Raw genomic sequence first — 19,810 nt, forward strand, 5'->3', positions numbered from 1 at the left:
CCGCCAGGACCGCACCGCACCCGGCGGCCGCCCACCGATCGGCCGCGTGGACAACGCTGCGGGTCATCAGACCCTGCGGCCCTCCTCGGCGACCCGCGCGAGCGTGCGGCCGGTGCGTGCCGACCGGGCACGCCGGGGATCCGGGGTGCCGTGCTCCCGGGCCCCGGCGCCGGCCGTCTTCACGAGGAGCCAAGCCTCCTCGGCGTCGCCCTCGTCCCCGCCGCGGAACCGGGTCAGCGCGTACTCGCCGCGCAGCTTCGCGCCGTGCAGCCGGAACCTGGCGTGGCCGCGCGCGAGTGACTCCGCGAAGCCGACCGGCCGTCCCCGGCGGTCGTGGCTCAGTGGCTCGTAGGTGCCGTGGTCCCAGACGATGACCGTGCCGCCTCCGTACTCGCCCGCGGGAATCACGCCCTCGAACTCCTCGTATTCCAGCGGATGATCCTCCGTCGGCACCGCGAGCCGCTTGTCGCGCGGGTCCGCCGAGGGGCCCTTCGGCACCGACCAGGACCTCAGTACGTCGGCCACCTGGAGCCGGAAGTCGAAGTGCAGGGTGCTCGCGTCGTGGATCTGCACGACGAAGCGGTGCTCCTCGCCCCCGGAACCCTCCAAGGCCGCCTCGCGCCCCGCGGGTTCACCGGTCCGGTCGAAGTCACGCCTGCCGTGGTAGTCACGCAGCCCGTTCTCCTCGCCCATGTGCCGCTCCTTCCCGAGAGGCCCGCGCCGACCGGGACCGGGTACCCCGGTCAGAACTCCTCGTGCACCTCGGGGTCGCCGCCGATCCGCCGGTGCGCGCGGTCCGCGACCGTACCCATCTGGCCGGCGTCCAGCTCGAAGCCGAAGACGTCGAGGTTCGCCCGCTGCCGCGCGGGGTCGGAGGACTTCGGGATCGGCACCGCGCCGAGCTGGGTGTGCCAGCGCAGCACCACCTGCGCGGGCGTCACGCCGTGCGCCTCGGCGACCTCGGCGAGCGCCGGATCGTCCAGCAGGTCGCTGCCGCGGCCCAGCGGGCTCCAGCTCTCCGTACGGATGCCCTTGCGCTCGTGGAAGGCGCGCAGCTCGTCCTGCGGGAAGAGCGGGTGCAGCTCGATCTGGTTGACGGAGGGCAGGACGCCCGTCTCCTTCTCCAGCCGCTCGATGTGAGCGGCCGTGAAGTTGGAGACGCCCACCGAGCGCACCAGGCCGTCCTCACGCAGTTTCACCATGGCCTTCCAGGAGTCGACGTACTTGTCCACCCGGGGCAGCGGCCAGTGGATCAGGTACAGGTCGACGTACTCCAGGCCGAGCCGGGCGCGGGACTCCTCGAACGAGGCGAGCGTCTCCTCGTAGCCGTGGTGCCGGCCGGGCAGCTTGGTCGTCACCACGATCTCCTCACGGGGGATCTCGCGGGCGGCCACGCCTCGGCCGACGCCGGTCTCGTTGCGGTAGTTCGTCGCCGTGTCGATCAGACGGTAGCCCGCCCGAAGGGCCTCGCGGACCGCCCGCTCCGCCTCGTCGTCCGCCATGGGCCAGGTGCCCAGCCCCAGGGCGGGGAGCGTGGTGCCTTCGTTGAGCGTGTGCGTCGGGATACTGATCACCGTGGGACCTTCCCTCGACTGTGCGCGGCGGTGTGCCGCACGTCCAGCGTCGCCCACGGGGGGAGTGGTGATCAACCGGACGGAGCACCGGGTGTTCTGCCACGATCTCCGCTGGAACCGAAGCGACCGACCGACCGACGGAGCGCACATGACGACGGACAGGGCAACTGGGGAACGCACGACGACGGCGGCCACCGGGCTCGATGCCGCGGAGACCGATGGGGCGGGGATCGATGCGGCGGGGATCGAGGTGAAACCGGCCGCCGGGCACATCGGCGCCGAGATCCACGGCGTCGATCTGGCGACCGGCCTCGACGCGGCACAGGTCGCGGCGGTCCGGGCCGCGTTGCTGCGCTGGAAGGTGGTCTTCTTCCGCGACCAGCGACTCGACCACGCCGGGCACGTCGCGTTCGCGCGCCTCTTCGGCGAACCGGTCGTCCTGCCCCGGCGCGGCAAGGCGTCGCCGGCGGACTTCCCGGAGGTCGAGACGACCGCCGACCGGCTGGAACTGGGCGGGCGGTTCGGGATGGAGCACGACGAGTGGCTGCGGCGCCGGCGTCACTCGCTACTGCGCGGCTGGCACTGCGACCACGGCGCCCGCGTCGATCCGCCGGCCGCCACCGTCCTGCGCGCCGAGACGGTCCCGCCGTACGGCGGCGACACCACCTGGTCGAACCTGGCCGCCGCCTACGCCGGACTGTCCGCCCCGATGCGCGCGTTCGTCGACACGCTGCGCGCCGAACACCGCCTCGGCGTCGGCTACCAGCCCCGGCCGGGCGACGACGCCTACGTCCGCCACCTGCTGGACCACCAGACCGCGACCGTGCACCCGCTGGTCCGCGTCCACCCGGAGACGGGGGAGCGGGTGCTGTTCGTCAACGGGTACTACGTCGAGCAGATCACCGGCCTCTCCCGTCCGGAGAGCGCGGCGGTCCTGGAACTGCTGCTGGAGCAGGCGACCCGGCCCGAGTACACCGTCCGCTTCCGCTGGGAGCCGGGCAGCGTCGCCTTCTGGGACAACCGGGCCACCATCCACCTCGCCCCGAGCGACAACGCCCATCTCGGGCACCCCCGGACCATGCACCGGGTGATGCTCACCGGCGACGTGCCGGCCGGGGTGGACGGCACCCCCTCGGAGGTGATCGTCGGCGGCGGACCGGGACGCTGGTGAGCCGCGCGGACGAGGGTGACCGCCACCTCGTCCGCGCGGCCACGGGCCCGGTCCGACGGAAGGCACGTACGACGCCGCCGAGGCACCGCCCGAGCAGAACCCCAACGCGTCGAGGAACCCCGACGCCGTCCCGGACCCTCCCGGTCAGAACGTCCGCTTCAGGAGGTCGAGCAGCGCCTCCCAGTGCCGCTCGGCCGCCTCCGGGTCGTACGCCGCGGTGTCTTCCTGCGTGTAACCGTGAGGGGCGCCGGCGTACACCTCGCAGCGGTGCCGGACGCCGGCCGCGGTCAGGGCCGCCGCCAGACGCTCCTGCTGCTCGGGCGTCATGGAGCCGTCGTGGTCCGCGTGGCCGAAGTACAGCTCGGCGGTGATCCGCCCGGCCACCAGGTGCGGACTCCGCGGTCCCTCGGTCGCCAGGTTCCCGCCGTGGAAGCCGGCCGCCGCGGCGACCCGCTCCGGATATGTGCCGGCCGTACGCAGGGCGAGCCCGGCGCCCATGCAGTAGCCGGTCAGCGCGACCGGGCCGTCGGCCGCCGCCGGGGCGTGGGCCAGCCACCGCAGAAAGGCGCCGGCGTCCCGCATCGCCCGCTCGGGCGTCAGGGACCGCATGACCGGACCGAGGCGCTGGAAGATGTCCGGCCGCGCCCCCGGGTCGATGAACCCGGGCAGCTCCACGACCGGCGCCCGCCCGTGCCGGTAGAAGACGTTCGGGACCAGCACGGTGTACCCGGCACCGGCCAGCCGGTCGGCCATGTTCCTCAGCTGCGGGCGCAGTCCGAAGGCGTCCATGTAGAGCAGGACGGCGGGACGCGGGCTCCCGTCGGCGGGGTGCGCCAGGTAGGCGTCGGCGGTGCCGTCGGCGGTGATGATGTCGACAGCGGTTCCCTGTACGGCGGTCATGGCGGGGCTGCCTCTCTGCGGTACGGCGGTGGACGACCCGCCGGCGGCACCGACGGGTCGTGATCATCGTGGCACGCCGGGGCCGGGGGAGTCCCTGTACCCCGCAGAGGGCCGCCCGCTACTCGAACCGGGTCGTGTCGCCCGCGCCCCGCCGCACGATCTCCGCCTCGCCGCCGGAGAAGTCGACGACCGTGGTCGGCTCGGTGCCGCAGTCACCGGAGTCGATCACCGCGTCCAGCACGTGCTCGAGCCGGTCCTTGATCTCCCATCCCTGGGTCATCGGCTCCTCCTCGCCGGGCAGCAGCAGGGTGCTGGACAGCAGCGGTTCACCGAGCTCGGTGAGCAGGGCCTGGGTGACGACGTGGTCGGGGATGCGCACCCCCACGGTCTTCTTCTTGGGGTGCTGCAGCATGCGCGGCACCTCCCTGGTCGCCGGCAGGATGAAGGTGTAGCTGCCGGGGGTCGACGCCTTGATCGCCCGGAACACGTCGTTGTCGATCTGTACGAACTGACCGAGCTGCGCGAAGTCCTGGCACACCAGGGTGAAGTGGTGCCGGTTGTCCAGTTGCCGGATCGACCGGATGCGCTCGATGCCGTCGCGGCTGCCCAGCCGGCAGCCCAGCGCGTAGCAGGAGTCCGTCGGATACGCGATCAGCGCCCCCGAGCGGACGCTGTCGGCGACCTGGGAGATGCTGCGCGGCTGGGGGTTGTCGGGGTGCACGTCGAAGTACTTCGCCATTCACCGAGCTTATGCCCGTTCGCGTGCACGGACCGACAGGCCTGGTCGGAGACTCGGACGGGCCCCGCGCGGACGATCGTGCCCGCACGGGTGCCGTGCGCGCCCGGCCATGCGGTAACGTCCCCGACCTGGGCCGGGGGCGAGGCGAGGACGAGGAGAGAAGGCCGACGTGGCGGGCCGACAGGACGGGACACGGCAGTGGGCGACCGGAGCCGGTGAGCCGGCGGACTGGGCGGAGGAACTCCTCGACCACCTGCGGCCGGCCGGACGGGACGTGCGCAGGGTCGTCACCTGGCTCGCCTCGGCCGCGCACGCCACCGTGTCGCTGCAGGACGGCACCGGCCGCCTGCTGGCAGGCACCCGCACACAGCTGGACGAGGACCTGGTCGCCGACATCACCTCCGGCCGGCTCGCCTCCGCGGCCCTGGAGGACCGGGGCCGCCATCTGCGGCTCGTCCGCGTGGAACGGGTCCACCCGGCGCCGGCCGCCGTCCTCGCGGTGGCCCGCGAGACTCCCTTCGACCGGCGCGCCTTCGACATCGTCACCCACACCGCCCAGGTGGTGGAGCTGCTGCTGGCCGGTCACGAGTCGGCCGCGGCCGGACACCGGCTGCGGCAAGCCGCCTCCGACCTGCGCCTGGCCATCCTGCAACTGCTGATGGTGGAGGACACCGTCTCCGCCCGCCGCGTGGCCGCCGGTCTGTGGCCGGGCCTCCTCGACACCGAGGCGGCGTGCGTCTACGTCGTGGAGAGCAGCCCCGGGGGGCGGGACCGTCTCGCCGAGGAGTGCCTGTCGGCGACGGGAGAGCGGGCGCTCGTGGTGCGGTGCCCGGCCATGGACGGACACGTGATCGTCCTCACGCCCGGCGAGGCGGCCGGCCAGGAGCTGCGCTCGCTCGTCGGCCGCCTCCCCGGCGTCTTCCTCGGCGGCAGCGCCCGGCAGAGCCTCGCCCGCACCGCCACCGCGTACGGGCAGGCCGTGAGTGCCCTGGCCGTCGCCAGGTTCCGTCCGGACAAGGCCGCCGTGTACGCGGAGCGGACCCACCCCGAGCGCCTGATGGACCCGGCGGCGCTGCACGGCTGGACGGCCCACCTGCTGCGCCCGCTCGACGCCCTGCCGCACCACACCCGCGCCGAGCTGCTCGCCACCACCCGGCTCGGTCTGGAGTTCACCGCCGTCAACACGGCGAAGATCCTCGGCGTCAGCCGCAACACGGTCCGCGCCCGCATGGACCGGGTCGAGTCACTGCTGCGCACCGACTTCGCGGACCTCACCGTACGCGCCACCGTCCACCTCGCCCTGAACGCCCAGGCCGCCCTCGCCCAGTACCCCGCCGGCGACGGCACCGCACGGCCGGGCCCCGCCTGCCTCACCGAGCTGCTGACCGGGCCGGCGCTGCGCACGTGGGCCGGCGGCCTGCTCGGCCGCCTGGAGCCGGACGCCCGGAACCTGCGGCGGACGCTGCGCACCTGGATCGCCGTCGGCGGCAACGCCGAGCGGGCCGCGCAGACGCTCGGCGTGCACGCCCAGACGGTGCGCGAGCACGTCCGCAGCGCCGAGCCGGTCCTCGAACGCCAGCTGCTCGCCGCCGGCAGCGACCTGTACGAGGTGGTGCTCGCCCACCTGGCGGCGGGCGACCTCGACCAGCCCCCGCTGCACGGGACGAAACCGGGCCATCCGGACTCACCTGTGCACGGGTGAGTCCTTCCGGCCCGCCATCGGGCATCGACACGATTCACAACGGCCGAGCCGTCCACGTAAGTTCAACGGGCCGCGGGGGTACGACCGGAACGGGGGACCGGTCGCGCCCCCGCCGCTCGGTCACCACCCGGGCGTGGAGCCGGCTCAGCCGCGCAGCCGTACCGGGATCTCCCGCCAGCCGTAGGCGATGAACGACGGCACCTGCCGCAGCTCCCGCGGATCCACGGCCAGGCGCAGCCTGGGGAACCTCTCGAACAGGGCGGGCAGCGCCGTCAGGGCCTCCGCGCGGGCCAGCGGCGCGCCGACGCACCGGTGCACGCCGATGCCGAACGCGAGGTGGTCGTCGACGCTGCGGGCCGCGTCGAAGGCGCCTGCGTCCGGTCCGTAGCGCGACGGGTCGTGCCCGGCGGCGGCGTACGTCGTGACGATGGCGTCCCCGGCCGGTACGGTGACGCCGCCGACGGTGAGGTCGGTGACGGCGAACCGGAGCGGCAGCGACGCGATCGACGGGTGCGCCCGCAGCGTCTCGTCGACGACGGCGTCCCAGCCGATCCGTCCGGACCGTACGGCCGCCAGCTGCCCCGGGTGCGTCAGCAGGGCGACGACCGCGTTCCCGATGAGGTTCACGGTGGTCTCGAAGCCCGCCCCGATGACCAGCAGCAGTGTGTGGAGCAGCTCCTCGTCGGTGAGCCGGTCGCCGTCCTCGTCGCGGACCCGGATCAGCTCGGTGGTGAGATCGTCGCCGGGGTGTCTCCTCTTGTGGGCGATCAGCGCGGGCAGCACCGTGCCCATCTGCCGCTGAACGGAGGCGGCGTGCCCGGGGCTCGGGTCGGAGGTGTCCATCGCGGCGGCGATGAGCCGCCCCGTGTCCTCCCACAGCTTCTCCGGCACACCGAACAGCTCGCAGATCATCCGCATCGGCAGCGGATGCGCGAACCGCTCCCGCAGGTCGGTGACATCACTCCCGGGCACGTCGGGCGAGTCGAGGGCGTCGAGCAGTTCGGCCGTGATCGCCTCCACCCGGGGGCGCATCGCCTCGGTGCGCCGGTGCGTGAAGCTCGGCGCCACCAGCTTGCGCAGCCGGGTGTGGTCGGGGCCGTAGGTGGACAGCATGCTGACCACACCGACCCAGCCCAGGATCCAGCCCCAGGAGGGGTGTTCACCGATCCGGGACCACAGCCGCCAGTGCAGCCGCGGATCCTTGCTCACCCTCGGGTCGAGGATCAGTTCCCTGAGCGTGTCGTAGCGGGTGGGCGCCCACGCGGGTATGCCGCCGGGCAGCTCCACGGGAACCAGCGGGCCGAGGGCACGCAACCGGGCGCTCTCCTCGGCGATATCGGCGCCGAACGGGTCGAGGGCGATGCGGTCGGTCACGGTCACGACGTGTCTCCTACGGTCTCCTCCGGACGGCGGATCACTCCGGCCCGCTCAGGGGACTGTACTCGTCGCGACCCCAAAGGGCGGGCGGGGGCGACGAGTTGGCGCAATCGTCGTCCCCGCCCGCCGGAAAGCAGTGGGCGGTCAGCCGTGGGGCAGGATCACCGCACGGCCGTTGACCTTCCCCTCGTGCAGCCGCTCGTACGCGACCGGGGCGTCGTCCAGGGAGTACGTCTCGGTGTGCACCGACACGGCACCCGCGCGGGCCAGGTCCAGCACCTCGATGAGCTCGCTGCGGCTGCCCCAGTAGGGGGCGCTGACCGACACCTCGAAGGGCAGCATGCCGAACCCGACGGGGAGCGACCCGCCGCCGATGCCGACCAGCGTGACATCGGCCTCGACGGCCGCGACGGCACCCGCGGTCCGCACGGTCGGTGCCACTCCGACGAAGTCGAACACGGCCTCGGCGCCGAGACCGCCGGTGAGCTCGCGCACCGCGTCCGCCGCCTTGGCGTCCGACAGCACCGCCTCGTGCGCGCCCACCTCGCGGGCGAGGCGCAGCTTGTCCTCGCTGACGTCGAGGGCCACGACCCGGGCGGGCGTCAGGGCGCGCAGCAGCTGGATGGCGACGTGGCCGAGACCACCGGTGCCGATGACCACCGCGGTCGACCCGGGAACCAGCTTGGGCAGCGACCGCTTGATGGCGTGGTACGGCGTCAGCCCGGCGTCCGTCAGCGGTACGGCCGCCACGGGGTCGAGCCCGTTCAGCGGGACGAGGTGCCGGGGGTCGTCGATGAGCAGGTACTCGGCCATCGTGCCCGGACGCCCGAGCCCCGGCGGACGGATGCCCAGCTCCTCGGCGCGCAGGCAGTAGTTCTCCTTGCCCTGGGCGCACTTGGCGCAGGTGCCGCAGCCCCAGGGTCCGTACACGGCGACCGCGTCGCCCTCGTCCAGCCCGGTCACACCGGCGCCGAGCGCCGCCACCGTGCCGACGCCCTCGTGGCCGAGGGTGAGCGGCAGCTCGTACGGGAAGCCCTCGGCGGGCCAGCTCATCACCGCGATGTCGGAGTGGCAGACGCCGGCGGCGGTCACCTTCAACAGCACCTGGCCGGGGCCGGGTTCGGGGTCGGGGACCGTGACCACCTCGGGCGGGGTCCCGATGGTGCGGTACTGCAGTGCCTTCATGGTCGAACTCCTTCGTTCTCCCCCGGTTCGTTCCCCCCGGTGTGTGACCGGCCTCAGACGGCGGTGTAGGCGCCGTCGACCAGGTGGTAGCTGCCGGCGACGAAGGACGCCCGCTCCGACAGCAGGAAGGCGATCAGCTCGGCGACCTCCTCGGAGCGCCCGAGGCGGCCGGCCGGGTGCAGGGCGACCAGGCCGTTGTAGGCGGCCTCGTCCATGGTCTTCAGCAGCGGGGTGTCGATGAAGCCCGGGCCGACCGCGTTGACCCGGATGCCCTTGGCCGCGTACTCGGCGGCGGTCGCCTTGGTCAGCCCGACCACGCCGTGCTTGGCGGCGACGTAGGCGGGGGAGCCGGCGAAGCCGACCGAGCCGAGGATGGAGGCGACGTTGACGATGGCGCCGCCCTTGCCGGCTGCCTCGATGACGGGCAGTTCGTAGCGCATCGAGTAGAAGACGCCGTCGAGGTTGGTGCGTACGACGCGGTCGTAGGCCTCGACGTCGTACTCGCCGGTCGGCGCGCTCGGGCCGCCGATGCCCGCGTTGTTCACGGCGAGGTCCAGACCGCCGAAGGTGTCGACCGTGAACCGCACGGCGGCCTCGACGGACTCCGGACGGGTCACGTCCAGCTCGACGGCGGCGGCCTCGACGCCCTTGGCCCGCAGCTCGGCGGCGGCCTGCTCGGCGCCCTCGGCGTTGTAGTCGGCGACGACGACGCGCGCGCCGCCGGCGCCGAGACGGCGGGCGGTGGCCAGGCCGATGCCGGAGGCGGCGCCGGTGACGAGGACGGTGCGGCCGGTGAACTCGGCGGCGTAGTCGGTGGTGGAGGTGGCGCGGGTGGTGCCGGTGGTGCTCATGGTGTGGTTCTCACTCTTCGATGGTGCTGTCGGGGGTCGCGGCCGCGGCCTCCGAGGTCAGGGCGTCGTAGGCCCGCTCCACGAGGGCGGCGAGGTCTGCGGCTCCCGAGTCCGGGTCACCGCCGCGCGCCCACAGGCGCAGGGCGGCGATCAGGACTCCGGCGGCGGCGTCGACGAGCGCGGCGGGGCGTACGTCCCGGGCGTCGTCGCTGCCGAGCCGGTCGGCGACGATGCGGATCGATTCCTCCTGGGCGTCGACCCGGATGCGCTGATAGGCGGCGAACAGGTCGGGCTCAGTGTCGGCCAGGGCCAGTAGCCGGCGCATCCGGGGACGCACGTGCCAGGCAGGGTCGTCCTGGTCGGCCAGCCAGTCGCGTACCGCTCTGCGATAGGCGAGCAGGGGCGGCTCGTGGGCGGGGCGGGACCGCAGCAGTGCGTTGATGCGGTCGCCGTCCCGGCGCACGAAGTCGAGGGCGGCGTCCTCCTTGCCGGCGAAGTGCCGGCTGAACGTGCGGCGTGTGACGTCCGCGCGCTCGGCGATGGCCTCCACCGTGGTCGCCGCCGGCCCGCGCTCCAGGATCAGGTCGCAGGCGGCGGTGGCCAGCGCGTCGCGGGTCTGCCGCGCCTTGCGCTGCCGCCGGTCCTCGGTGGTGGTGGAGGGCTTCGTCGCCGTCATGTCTCCGAGAGTACACCTGAAATGTCCCAGTGGGACATGTGACTCAGTGAGACATGCGACCCAGTGGGACATCGACCCCGTCCCGTCCCGTCCGGCCCGTGTCCGCCGACGCCGTGTGCCGAAGCGCGGGCCGGGTACCCGGCCCGCGCTTCGGACCGACCACCACCTCGAGGAGGCCCGTATGGGCAGCGGCGCGGAGACCGGCGGCGTGACCGGCACGCAGGACAAGGACTACAACCTGATCTGGTACGTCGAGTCGTGCCTGAACAACGCGCTGCGCCTGGAGACGTCCATCCAGGACGCGGAGCGCGACAAGGACACCGAGGTCGCGGAGCTGTTCCGCAAGGCGCAGGCGGACAGCCGCAAGGGCGCGGAAATGGGCAAGGGGCTGCTGCGCGCGCGGCTGAACGGCGGCTGAAGCGGCCCGCCCGCGAGGACCCGGAAACCTGTGAGCTGGGCGTCCGGGTCCTCGGTGTGAGGCGTGCGAAACACGATCAAATCAGTACGTGTCGGACGTATCACTATGGGTACCCGGGGCACCCATGTGCGCGGCCGAAGGGCCGCCTCGCAGCTCAGGGCCGCGTCCGAGCCGGCCACGAGTCGAAGGAGCCCACGAACATGACGGACGTATCGAGCCAGGGACCCGCCCCGGGCGACGACCGCAAGGTGCTCACCAACCGGCAGGGGCACCCCGTCTACGACAACCAGAACCAGCGCACCGTCGGCGCCCGCGGCCCCGCCACGCTGGAGAACTACCAGTTCCTGGAGAAGATCAGCCACTTCGACCGCGAACGCATCCCCGAGCGCGTCGTGCACGCCCGCGGGGTGACGGCGTACGGCTACTTCGAGGCGTACGGCGCCTGGGGCGACGAGCCGATCGACCGCTACACCCGGGCCAAGCTGTTCCAGGAGCGGGGCAAGCGCACGGACCTGGCCGTCCGGTTCTCCACGGTCATCGGCGGACGAGACTCGGCCGAGACGGCCCGCGACCCCCGCGGTTTCGCGGTGAAGTTCTACACCGAGGACGGAAACTGGGACCTCGTCGGCAACAACCTGGCCGTCTTCTTCATCCGCGACGCGATCAAGTTCCCGGACGTCATCCACGCCCTCAAGCCGGACCCGGTGACCTTCGAGCAGCAGCCCCGGCGCATCTTCGACTTCATGTCGCAGACGCCGGAGTGCATGCACATGCTGGTCAACCTGTTCAGCCCGCGCGGCATCCCGGCGGACTACCGCCACCAGCAGGGCTTCGGCGTCAACACCTACAAGTGGGTCAACGCGGCCGGCGAGACGAAGCTCGTCAAGTTCCACTGGATGCCCAAGCAGGGCGTCCGCAGCATGACCGAGGAGGACGCCGCCAACGTCCAGGCACAGGACCTCGGCCACGCCACCAAGGACCTCTACGACGCGGTCACGCGCGGCGAGTACCCCGAGTGGGAACTGCTCGTCCAGATGATGGACGACCACGACCACCCGGAGCTCGACTTCGACCCGCTCGACGACACCAAGACCTGGCCCGAGCAGGAGTTCCCGGCCAAGCCGGTCGGGCGGATGGTGCTCGACCGGATGCCGGAGAACTACTTCGCCGAGAACGAGCAGATCTCCTTCGGCACCGGCGTCATCGTCGACGGCCTGGACTTCTCCGACGACAAGATGCTGGTCGGCCGCACCTTCTCCTACAGCGACACCCAGCGCCACCGGGTCGGCCCGAACTACCTCCAGCTGCCCGTCAACCAGGCCAAGCACGCCGACGTGCGCACCAACCAGCGCGACGGCCAGATGGCCTACCACCAGGACGGCGGCGGCGAGAACCCGATCGTCAACTACGAGCCGTCGATCACCGGCGGCCTGCGCGAGGGCCAGTACCCCACGCACGACGAGCAGGGCCCGGAGATCCAGGGGCGGCTCACCCGCAAGCGCATCCCGCGCGCCAACGACTACCTGCAGGCCGGGCAGCGCTATCTGCTGCTGGAGCAGTGGGAGCGCGACGACCTCGTGGCGAACTTCGTCAACCTGCTGTCCCAGTGCGACCGGCCGGTGCAGGAGCGCATGGTGTGGCACTTCCTGCTGGTCGAGAACGACCTCGGTCTGCGGGTCGGCGAAGGCATCGGCATCAGCCCGCAGGATGTCTCGCACCTGAAGCCGCTGGCCAGTCAGGACCTCACCGACGAGGACCGCGAGCGGCTGGCCAACCTCGGCAAGAACCCGCCGCGCGACGTGGAGGGCCTGACGATGACCCACTGCGTCCCCAACGAGCGGCATGTCGTGACGCGCTGACGCTCACCCCGTGTGCCGCAGCGCCGCCCGGGCCGCCGTGAGCGCCTGCTCGGCGTAGCCGCGCCCGAACAGCACGGCGTGCACCAGCAGCGGGAAGAGCTGGTGCACGCCGACGCGGTCGGCCCAGCCGTCGGCGAGCGGCGCGGTCTCGCGGTAGCCGTCCAGGACCCGGTCCAGGTGCGGGCAGCCGAAGAGACACAGCATCGCCAGGTCGGTCTCCCGGTGCCCGCCGTGCGCGGCCGGGTCGATCAGCCGGACCTCTCCGTCGGCGCCCCACAGCACGTTGCCGTTCCACAGGTCCCCGTGCAGCCGGGCGGGCGGCTCCGCCGGCCCCGCCAGCTCGGGCAGCCGCTCGCAGACCCGCTCGACGTCGGCCGCCTCGGCCGCCCGGACGGTGCCCGCGTCGACCGCGCCGCGCAGATACGGCAGCACCCGGTGCTCGGCGTACCAGCGCGGCCAGTCGCCTCCGGTGACGTTGCGCATCGGGGCGAGCCCGATGTACGCGTCCTCGGGGCCGCCGGGTGGCGCGGCACCGAAGGCCGGTGCCCCGGCGGCGTGCAGCGCGGCCAGGTCCCGGCCGAACCGGACCGCCGCCCCGGCATCCGCCCGGCCCTGTACCACGCGGTCGGTGACCAGCCAGCGCTCGTCGTCGCCGCGCACCGCCGGGACCCGCACGGTGCCGGCGTCCGCCAGCCAGCGCAGCCCGGCGGCCTCGGCCCGGGCCGCTCCGGCGCCGTCACCACGCTTGACCATCACCGTGTGTCCGTCGTCGAGGGTGACTTCGGTGAGCGCTCCGGACAACGGGCGCTCACCGGTCACCGACCGGCCGGTGAACCGGGCCGCCGCGGCCGAGGGCGGGGTGGTGGTGGACACGGTCACCAGGGTAGGGCCGGCTGCGGCCGACCCGGTGAAAAACGCCCGGTACGCCGATCGAACAACCCGGGCGCGGGGGAGCAGTGGGACCATGACCAGTTCAGCGTTCCATCGCACGATCACCCTGCCCGCCTCCGTGTGCGAGCAGGCCGCGCACCATCTCGAGCACGCGGTCCAGAAGGCCATCGACGGTGCCGCGACCCCCTGGCGCGCGTTTCGCGGGGCCGACGGCGGCGACTTCGCCTTCTCGGTCCCGGTCGTCGAGCAGGCCGCGGGCTGCCTGCTGGTGCTCGCTGCCGAGAGTGCCCAGAGCCTGCGCCCGTCCGCCCTGCGCGCGCTGATCACCGTGGCCCTGCACCTGCGGGACGCCGCCGAGGCCGTGCGCCGGCCCGCGATCCCCAGCGTGGCCTGGTGAGCGCGGTGCCGTCGGCACCCCGGTGACAAACCCGGTGCCCCGAACCTGAGGGGTGTGGTTGGGTCGGCGGCATGGATTTCCCCCGCTTCCTCGACTGCCTCGCGGCCGACTACGACCGGCTGCGGGCCGTCGTGGAGACCGACGCCGACGCCCCGGTCCCCACCTGCCCCGGCTGGACCGTCGCCGACCTGACCCGCCACGTCGGCGAGGTCTACCTGCACAAGACCGTCGCCATGCGTGACGGCGTCGAGCCCGAGCCCTGGCCGCCGAAGGAGTTCGCCGAGGAGGAGCCGACCGCGCTGCTCGACCGGGGGTACACCGCACTGCGCGCCGAGTTCGCCGGCCGTGCCCCCGAGGACCCGGCCGCCACCTGGTACGGCCCCGACCAGAGCGTCGGCTTCTGGATCCGGCGGATGGCCCAGGAGACCGTCGTCCACCGCATGGACGCCGAACTCGCCACCGGCCGGACCGTCGCGCCCGTCCCGGCCGATCTCGCCGTGGACGGCGTCGACGAGCTGCTCAAGGTCTTCGCCGCGTACTCCGTCGCCGAGTGGGGCGACTACTTCACCGACATCCTGGCCGGCTCGCCGGGACGTACGTTCCTGGTGCGGGCCGGTGACGCCGCGTGGCGGGTGCGGACCGGACCGGGGGAGTTCACCGTGACGGACGGCGCCGGCGACGGCACCGCCGACGTGTCGTTCAGCGGCACCCCGGAGGCCGTGCTGCGCCGGCTGTGGAACCGGCAGGGCGCCGACGGGGACGGCGGTGTGACCGTCGAGGGCGACCCGGAGGCGGTCGAGGAGCTGCGGCGCTGCGTCGTCGTGGCGACCGAGTGAGCGGACGCACCGCAGGGGCGGGACGAGCGGCCGGTGTCACGCGCCGATGAGGCGCAGCGCCCCCCACAGAGCCACGGTCGAGGCGGCGACCGTGGCCGGTACGGTGAGCAGGCCCAGCCGGGTGAACCGGCCGAGGTCCGCCTCGATGCCGTGCCGGTGCAGGATCCGCCGCCACAGCAGAGTGGCGAGTGAGCCGACGTAGGTCAGGTTGGGGCCCAGGTTCACGCCGATCAGCACGGCGAGGACCTGGGCGGGTCCGGCGGGCGCGGTCAGGGGGAGCAGGGCGAGGACGGCCGGCAGGTTGTTGACGAGGTTGGCCAGTACCGCGGCGACCGCGGCCACCCCGAGCAGCGCCGGCAGCGAGTCGCCCTCCGGCAGCAGACGCCCCAGCTCCGAGGCCGGGCCGCCCACCACCACCGCCTGCACCACGACACCGAGGGCCAGTACGAACAGGCAGAACAGCGGCGCCGTGGCCCCCACCAGGTCACGGGGCGTGACATGGCGCCGGGCCAGCGCCCGCCCGCCGAGCACCAGGACCCCGCCGAGCGCCGCCCACGCGGGGTCCAGTCCGGCGGGCGAGGCCACGGCGAACCCGGCCAGGGTCAGGGCCAGCACGACGACGGTGAACCGAGGCACCCGCGGCCCCGCCAGGAGCGCGGACTCGGCGGGCTCGGGCGCGGAGCCGGCGGACTCGGCCAGGTCGGCGCGGAAGAAGCGGCGGAACACCACGTACTCGACGGCGATAGCGGCCAGCCACGGCAGCGCCATCAACGCGGCGAACCGGGTGAAGGACAGCCCACTGGCCGTGAACGCCAGCAGGTTGGTCAGGTTGGAGACCGGCAGCAGCAGCGAGGCGGAGTTCGCCAGATGCGCCGTGGCGTACACGTGCGGGCGGGCCCGGGCGCGGGCCCGGGACGCGGTGGCGAGGACTACGGGGGTGAGCAGCACGACGGTGGCGTCCAGGCTGAGCACGGCCGTGACCGCCGAGGCCACGGCGAACACCCCGGCCAGCAGCCGCCGCGGACTGCCACCGCACCGGCGGGCCACGGCCGCGCCGACGGCCTCGAACAGCCCCTCCTTCGCGCACAGGTACGCCAGCGCCAGGATCAGGGCGAGGAAGGCGACGACCGGCAGCAGGGTGCGTGTCTGCTCCCACGCCTGGCGCGGGGTGACCGTGCCCAGGACCACGGCCAGCGCGGCGGCGGGTACGGCGGCCACGGCCTCCGGCAGCCCCCGGGGACGCAGTACGGCGAAGACCAGGACGCCCAGCAGCAGGACGACGGGGACGGCCCCGGAGAGAACGGCGGTACTCAGGACTTCTCCTCCACACCGGTGAGCCGGGCGGTCACCCGGTGATCGACGAAGGCTGCCCAGGGTCGCATCCCCGGGCGGGGACGGAGCGCGTACGGCGGGACAAGGACGGACCGCGTGTCCGGTGCCGTCACCCGCGTCAGGACCCGCCGGCCCGGCCCGGGTGTGTCCGAGGCCACGCCGTCGACGAGAGCCGGGCCATGTTCCGGGCCATGAGTCGCGGGCTACGGTTTTCGCCGACCCGGTGTCTCTCTCCCCTCACGAGGACCGGGCTCCCTGTCCCACGACGAGTGGTGACGACCACACTCCTGTCCCCCACGACGAGTAGTTCGGACGGCCCGGCAGTGCACGCAGATCTATCCCCCGTCATCGCGGCGACCACCCAGTGGCTCACGCGCGCCTACCCGGCGTCCGGCGGCGCGCTGGCCCACGCCCTGTGCGAGGCGCAGGCGCGGCAGGCCGTGACGGTCGCGGCCCGGCTGCGCTGTCCCACCCCGATGGACGTCGCGCTGATGGACGTGGCGGGCCCCGGCGGCTCCGCCCGGCTGGACTGGATCACAGGCGCGGACGGCACGGCGGCCGCGGACCCGGACGAGGACGCCTGGCGGACCTGGGTGGACGAGGTCGTGGCGAGCTGGGCGGCCTGTCTGCTGACCGACCCGGAACTCGCCGCCCTCGCCGTGGCCGCGCTGGCCGACGGCGACCCCGCGGCGGATACGCCGTCCGGTACGCCGGCCGAGTTCCGCCGCCTGCTCGCGCCCGACGCACAGGACCGGCGGGCAGCGACGCTGCTGCGTCACCCCGACCTCGCCGCGCCCGTCGCCGAGCTGCACCACGCCCAGCTCGTCGCCCGACTGGACCCGGGCCGGACCCTCGCCGCCTGACCCGCGCCCCGCCCTCCCGGCCGGCGCCGTCCGCGTCACTCACTCCCGGCCGGTGTCGACGCCGGAGCGCAACGACACCGGAGCGCAACGACACGGCAGGTCCGCGAGGCTCAGCCGCCCCCCGGCCGCCCCCGGTCGCCGGCTCAGGCAGCCGTCCCCAGCGCGGCCTGCCCGGGCGCGTCGGCGTCCCCGGCCCGCACCGCCACCGGCGCGGCGGAGCGGCGCTCGCGCAGGAGGTGGCCGGCGCCGATGGTGCCGGCGATGATCAGTCCGCCCGCGATGAGCGCGCCGCGCGCGCCGGCCAGTTCCATCAGCAGGCCGAGGGCCGGTGGGCCGCCGAGGCTCCACACCGTCCCGATGCTGCCCCACACTCCGAGCACCCGGCCCCGCATGTGGGCGGGCGGGTCGGTCTGGAGCACCGCGGTGCCCGCGGTGTCGGAGACGGACTCCACCACGGCCATCGGCAGCACCATCACCAGCAGGACGGCCAGCGACGGCGACAGTCCGGCCACCACCTGCAGCAGCCCGCCCGCCGCCGCCAGCGCGCCCACGATCCGCACGGAGGGCCGGCGCAGCCGGGCACCCAGGACCGCGCCGACGATGCCGCCGGCCGCCAGCACCGTGGAGACCGTGCCGAACGACCCGGCGCCGCCCGCGAGCGGCCCGGTGACCAGGACGGCCAGGGTGAGCTGGTAGTTGCGGCCGAAGACCGCGCTGACCCCGGTGACACCGGCCAGCGCCAGCAGCCGGGGACGGCGTGCGAAGAAGGCCAGTCCCTCGCGCACGGTCATGGTGTCCGCCTCGCCGCGGCGCTTCGCGGCGACGTGCTTGACCGCCCCGCGCGCCGGACGCAGGAAGGGGATGACCGAGGCCACGAACAGGAACGAGAGCCCGTTGGCGGCGTAGGCGGCGGCCGTGCCGAGGAAGCCGACCGTCACGCCGGCCAGCGCGGCGCCCGTGAGCCGGCCCGCCTGGTGGACCAGCGCGCCCACCCCGATCGCGGAGGGCACGTCCTGAGCCGGGACGAGGTCGTTGCCCAGCAGCGAACACGCCGGGCCGTCGATCGTGGCGATGACGCCGGTGACGGCGGCCAGCACCATCAGGGTGGTCACGTCGATCCGGTCCAGTGCCACCAGGAGCGCCGTCACGAAGGCGACCGCGCCGAGCAGCGCCTGGCTGACCGAGGCGGTCAGCTTCCGCGGCCAGCGGTCGACGGCCGCGCCGCCGAACACGCTGATCAGCAGCGCGGGCGCGGCCTGGACGGACATCGACAGACCTGTCGCGGCGGCGGACCCGGTGATCTGCAGGACCAGCAGGTTCTGCACCGTGAGCTGCATCCACGTACCGGCGTTCGACACGAAGTTCGCGACCGACCACCAGCGCATGCTGCGGTACCTCAGGGACCGCCACGGCGAATGGGACGCGGCCTTTGCCGGTGCGGAGGCGGGAGCAGGCGGCGCGGGGGCCGACTGGGCTGAGGGAGGGGAAGAAGACACAGTGCGCCACTCGAAGACGAGTCGTGAGACCCAGGGGGAACGGGACGGGAGCGAGAAAGCCGGCTGCGTTGCGCGGCCGCTCCACTGAGCCGGATGACGGCGCCGACCATCGTGGCAGAAAGGACCGGCGAGTCATCGCCGGTGCACGTACCCGGACTCGGCAGAGATGGCCCAACTACCTCTCTGCGAAACGCATTTGCCGATCCGAGTGTGCTTGATCACAGCCTGCCGGGCACCGGACGCCGGGGGCCGGCGGCCGTGACGGCGGCCACAGCGGCTTCGTACGTCCGTCTACGCGTCCGCGGCCCGGCCGGCGACGCGGCCGTACGGAAGGGACCACAGCAGCCGTCAGAGCATGAACGCGACTCGGTGGGGCACCCGGGGCCCGCTGGTCAGCGCTCTGCCAGTGCTCTGCCAGTGTTCTGCCGGCGTCCAGTCAGTGCGCTGGTCGGTGCTCCAGCAGCGCTTCGCGGAGGAAGGAAGGTCGTCCTCATGATGCCGATGGCGGCGTTCAGCCCGCGGGCAGCGGCCCGCCCGCCCTGGGACCGCGTCCTGGTGACCGGCGGCGCGGGATTCCTCGGCTCCCACCTGTGCACCCGCCTGCTCGATTCGGATGTCGAAGTCGACTGCGTGGACAACCTCTCCACGGGGCGGGCCGAGAAGGTGGCCCACCTCGCGGGCCGCCCCGGCTTCCGCTTCCTGGAGCGGGACATCTCCGAGCCCGGCTGCGCGGACGCCCTCACCGGCCCGTACGACCTGGTCCTGCACCTGGCGGGCCCCGGCTCCCCGGCCGCCTGGCCGGACCGGCCCGTGGAGATCCTCGACGCCGCCAGCCTCGGCACCCGCGCCGCGCTGGCCGTCGCCGGGCGGGACGGCGCCCGCTTCCTGCTCGCCTCCTCGCCGCCCGACACCCGGCACGGGAGTGACGCCGACCCGGTCGGCCCGCACAGCGCCTGTGCCGAGGCCGTCCGGTTCTCCGAGGCCCTGGTCGCCGCGCAGGCGGGCGCCCGCGGCTCGAACGCCGGGATCGTCCGGCTGTTCACCGGTTACGGCCCCGGCATGCGGACGGACGACGGGGGAACACCGGCCGCCTTCATCGAGCAGGCCCTGGCCGGCCGGCCGGTCACCGTCCCGGGGGACGGCAGCCGGACGCACCCCCTGTGCTACGTCGACGACATGGTCGACGGTGTCCTGCTGGTCGCGGCCGGCCGCTCGGTACGGCCCGTGGACATCGGCGGTGACGAGGAGCCCAGGGCCGCGGAGATCGCCCGCCGGGTGATCGACCTGACCGGCTCCGACTCGCCGCTGGTGTTCGTCGACGGAGCGGGTGACCGGCCCGCCGGGCCCCGGCCGGTCACCGGCTTCGCCCGCGAGATCTTCGGCTGGCTGCCGGGTGTGACCTGGCAGGACGGGCTGGAACGCACCGTCGCCTCCCTTCGCGGGCGGCCCGAACCGGTCCCGACGGCGACGACCGAGCGGGCGGGGGAGTGGTGGGCGTGAAGACCGCGGCCTCGCGTGAGGGGCCCGCCACCAGCCATGGTGG

General features: G+C 73.7%; 19 protein-coding genes. 8 read left to right on the plus strand and 11 right to left on the minus strand.

Features of this window, described 5'->3' with window-relative positions:
* Positions 1 to 66: 66 nt before the first annotated feature.
* Together QC283_RS17770 and QC283_RS17775 are read right to left on the minus strand one after the other, a co-directional pair.
* Positions 67 to 693 (minus strand): DNA polymerase ligase N-terminal domain-containing protein, encoded by a 627-nt coding sequence (locus QC283_RS17770; RefSeq protein WP_279562519.1) that lies wholly within the window; start codon positions 691 to 693, stop codon positions 67 to 69.
* 50 nt (positions 694 to 743) lie between these two features.
* Positions 744 to 1,574 carry an aldo/keto reductase gene (locus QC283_RS17775; protein ID WP_279562520.1) on the minus strand — a complete coding sequence of 277 codons (831 nt, stop codon included), beginning with the start codon at positions 1,572 to 1,574 and terminating at the stop codon, positions 744 to 746.
* Positions 1,575 to 1,722: 148 nt separating this feature from the next.
* On the opposite strand from QC283_RS17775, the gene QC283_RS17780 reads away from it, so the two are divergent.
* The gene (locus tag QC283_RS17780) at positions 1,723 to 2,745 is read left to right on the plus strand and encodes a TauD/TfdA dioxygenase family protein (RefSeq protein WP_279562521.1); all 1,023 of its coding nucleotides are present in this window, start codon (positions 1,723 to 1,725) and stop codon (positions 2,743 to 2,745) included.
* Positions 2,746 to 2,889: 144 nt separating this feature from the next.
* On the opposite strand, the gene QC283_RS17785 is transcribed toward QC283_RS17780, so the two are convergent.
* Complete coding sequence (locus QC283_RS17785) at positions 2,890 to 3,645, minus strand: dienelactone hydrolase family protein (RefSeq protein ID WP_279562522.1); 756 nt, start codon at positions 3,643 to 3,645, stop codon at positions 2,890 to 2,892.
* A 118-nt stretch (positions 3,646 to 3,763) separates the two neighbouring features.
* Positions 3,764 to 4,384 carry an L-threonylcarbamoyladenylate synthase gene (locus QC283_RS17790; RefSeq protein WP_279562523.1) on the minus strand — a complete coding sequence of 207 codons (621 nt, stop codon included), beginning with the start codon at positions 4,382 to 4,384 and terminating at the stop codon, positions 3,764 to 3,766.
* 169 nt (positions 4,385 to 4,553) lie between these two features.
* On the opposite strand from QC283_RS17790, the gene QC283_RS17795 reads away from it, so the two are divergent.
* Positions 4,554 to 6,086 (plus strand): helix-turn-helix domain-containing protein, encoded by a 1,533-nt coding sequence (locus QC283_RS17795; protein ID WP_279562524.1) that lies wholly within the window; start codon positions 4,554 to 4,556, stop codon positions 6,084 to 6,086.
* A gap of 144 nt (positions 6,087 to 6,230) precedes the next feature.
* Here QC283_RS17795 and QC283_RS17800 read toward each other — a convergent pair whose 3' ends face one another.
* From QC283_RS17800 to QC283_RS17815, 4 genes are all read right to left on the minus strand, one after another.
* Positions 6,231 to 7,466 carry a cytochrome P450 family protein gene (locus QC283_RS17800; RefSeq protein WP_279562525.1) on the minus strand — a complete coding sequence of 412 codons (1,236 nt, stop codon included), beginning with the start codon at positions 7,464 to 7,466 and terminating at the stop codon, positions 6,231 to 6,233.
* 141 nt (positions 7,467 to 7,607) lie between these two features.
* Positions 7,608 to 8,648 carry an NAD(P)-dependent alcohol dehydrogenase gene (locus QC283_RS17805; protein ID WP_279562526.1) on the minus strand — a complete coding sequence of 347 codons (1,041 nt, stop codon included), beginning with the start codon at positions 8,646 to 8,648 and terminating at the stop codon, positions 7,608 to 7,610.
* A gap of 53 nt (positions 8,649 to 8,701) precedes the next feature.
* The gene (locus tag QC283_RS17810) at positions 8,702 to 9,499 is read right to left on the minus strand and encodes an SDR family NAD(P)-dependent oxidoreductase (protein ID WP_279562527.1); all 798 of its coding nucleotides are present in this window, start codon (positions 9,497 to 9,499) and stop codon (positions 8,702 to 8,704) included.
* Positions 9,500 to 9,509: 10 nt separating this feature from the next.
* Positions 9,510 to 10,175, minus strand: coding sequence for a TetR/AcrR family transcriptional regulator (locus QC283_RS17815; RefSeq protein WP_279562528.1), 666 nt, complete (start codon positions 10,173 to 10,175; stop codon positions 9,510 to 9,512).
* A 181-nt stretch (positions 10,176 to 10,356) separates the two neighbouring features.
* Here QC283_RS17815 and QC283_RS17820 point away from each other — a divergent pair, with 181 nt between their 5' ends.
* Positions 10,357 to 10,593 carry a hypothetical protein gene (locus tag QC283_RS17820; RefSeq protein WP_279562529.1) on the plus strand — a complete coding sequence of 79 codons (237 nt, stop codon included), beginning with the start codon at positions 10,357 to 10,359 and terminating at the stop codon, positions 10,591 to 10,593.
* Positions 10,594 to 10,793: 200 nt separating this feature from the next.
* On the plus strand, positions 10,794 to 12,452 hold the full coding sequence (locus QC283_RS17825; protein ID WP_279562530.1) for a catalase: 1,659 nt from the start codon (positions 10,794 to 10,796) through the stop codon (positions 12,450 to 12,452).
* Between the two features lie 3 nt (positions 12,453 to 12,455).
* Here QC283_RS17825 and QC283_RS17830 read toward each other — a convergent pair whose 3' ends face one another.
* Positions 12,456 to 13,325, minus strand: coding sequence for a fructosamine kinase family protein (locus tag QC283_RS17830; protein WP_279562531.1), 870 nt, complete (start codon positions 13,323 to 13,325; stop codon positions 12,456 to 12,458).
* A gap of 91 nt (positions 13,326 to 13,416) precedes the next feature.
* On the opposite strand from QC283_RS17830, the gene QC283_RS17835 reads away from it, so the two are divergent.
* Positions 13,417 to 13,740: a hypothetical protein gene (locus tag QC283_RS17835; RefSeq protein ID WP_279562532.1), complete on the plus strand. Its 324-nt coding sequence runs from the start codon at positions 13,417 to 13,419 to the stop codon at positions 13,738 to 13,740.
* A 71-nt stretch (positions 13,741 to 13,811) separates the two neighbouring features.
* Positions 13,812 to 14,576: a maleylpyruvate isomerase family mycothiol-dependent enzyme gene (locus QC283_RS17840; RefSeq protein ID WP_279562533.1), complete on the plus strand. Its 765-nt coding sequence runs from the start codon at positions 13,812 to 13,814 to the stop codon at positions 14,574 to 14,576.
* A gap of 36 nt (positions 14,577 to 14,612) precedes the next feature.
* Here the strand turns inward: QC283_RS17840 and QC283_RS17845 are convergent, their stop codons facing one another.
* Complete coding sequence (locus tag QC283_RS17845; RefSeq protein ID WP_279562545.1) at positions 14,613 to 15,890, minus strand: SLC13 family permease; 1,278 nt, start codon at positions 15,888 to 15,890, stop codon at positions 14,613 to 14,615.
* Positions 15,891 to 16,231: 341 nt separating this feature from the next.
* Here QC283_RS17845 and QC283_RS17850 point away from each other — a divergent pair, with 341 nt between their 5' ends.
* The gene (locus tag QC283_RS17850) at positions 16,232 to 16,771 is read left to right on the plus strand and encodes a hypothetical protein (RefSeq protein WP_279562534.1); all 540 of its coding nucleotides are present in this window, start codon (positions 16,232 to 16,234) and stop codon (positions 16,769 to 16,771) included.
* A 143-nt stretch (positions 16,772 to 16,914) separates the two neighbouring features.
* Here QC283_RS17850 and QC283_RS17855 read toward each other — a convergent pair whose 3' ends face one another.
* On the minus strand, positions 16,915 to 18,156 hold the full coding sequence (locus QC283_RS17855) for an MFS transporter (protein WP_383524819.1): 1,242 nt from the start codon (positions 18,154 to 18,156) through the stop codon (positions 16,915 to 16,917).
* 603 nt (positions 18,157 to 18,759) lie between these two features.
* Between QC283_RS17855 and QC283_RS17860 the strand changes: the two genes are divergently transcribed.
* Entirely contained in the window at positions 18,760 to 19,767 is a 1,008-nt protein-coding gene (locus tag QC283_RS17860) for an NAD-dependent epimerase/dehydratase family protein (RefSeq protein WP_279562536.1), read from the plus strand.
* Positions 19,768 to 19,810 lie beyond the last annotated feature (43 nt).

Origin of the sequence: Streptomyces sp. DH41 (assembly GCF_029813785.1) — a bacterium.
Taxonomy (GTDB): Bacteria; Actinomycetota; Actinomycetes; order Streptomycetales; family Streptomycetaceae; genus Streptomyces.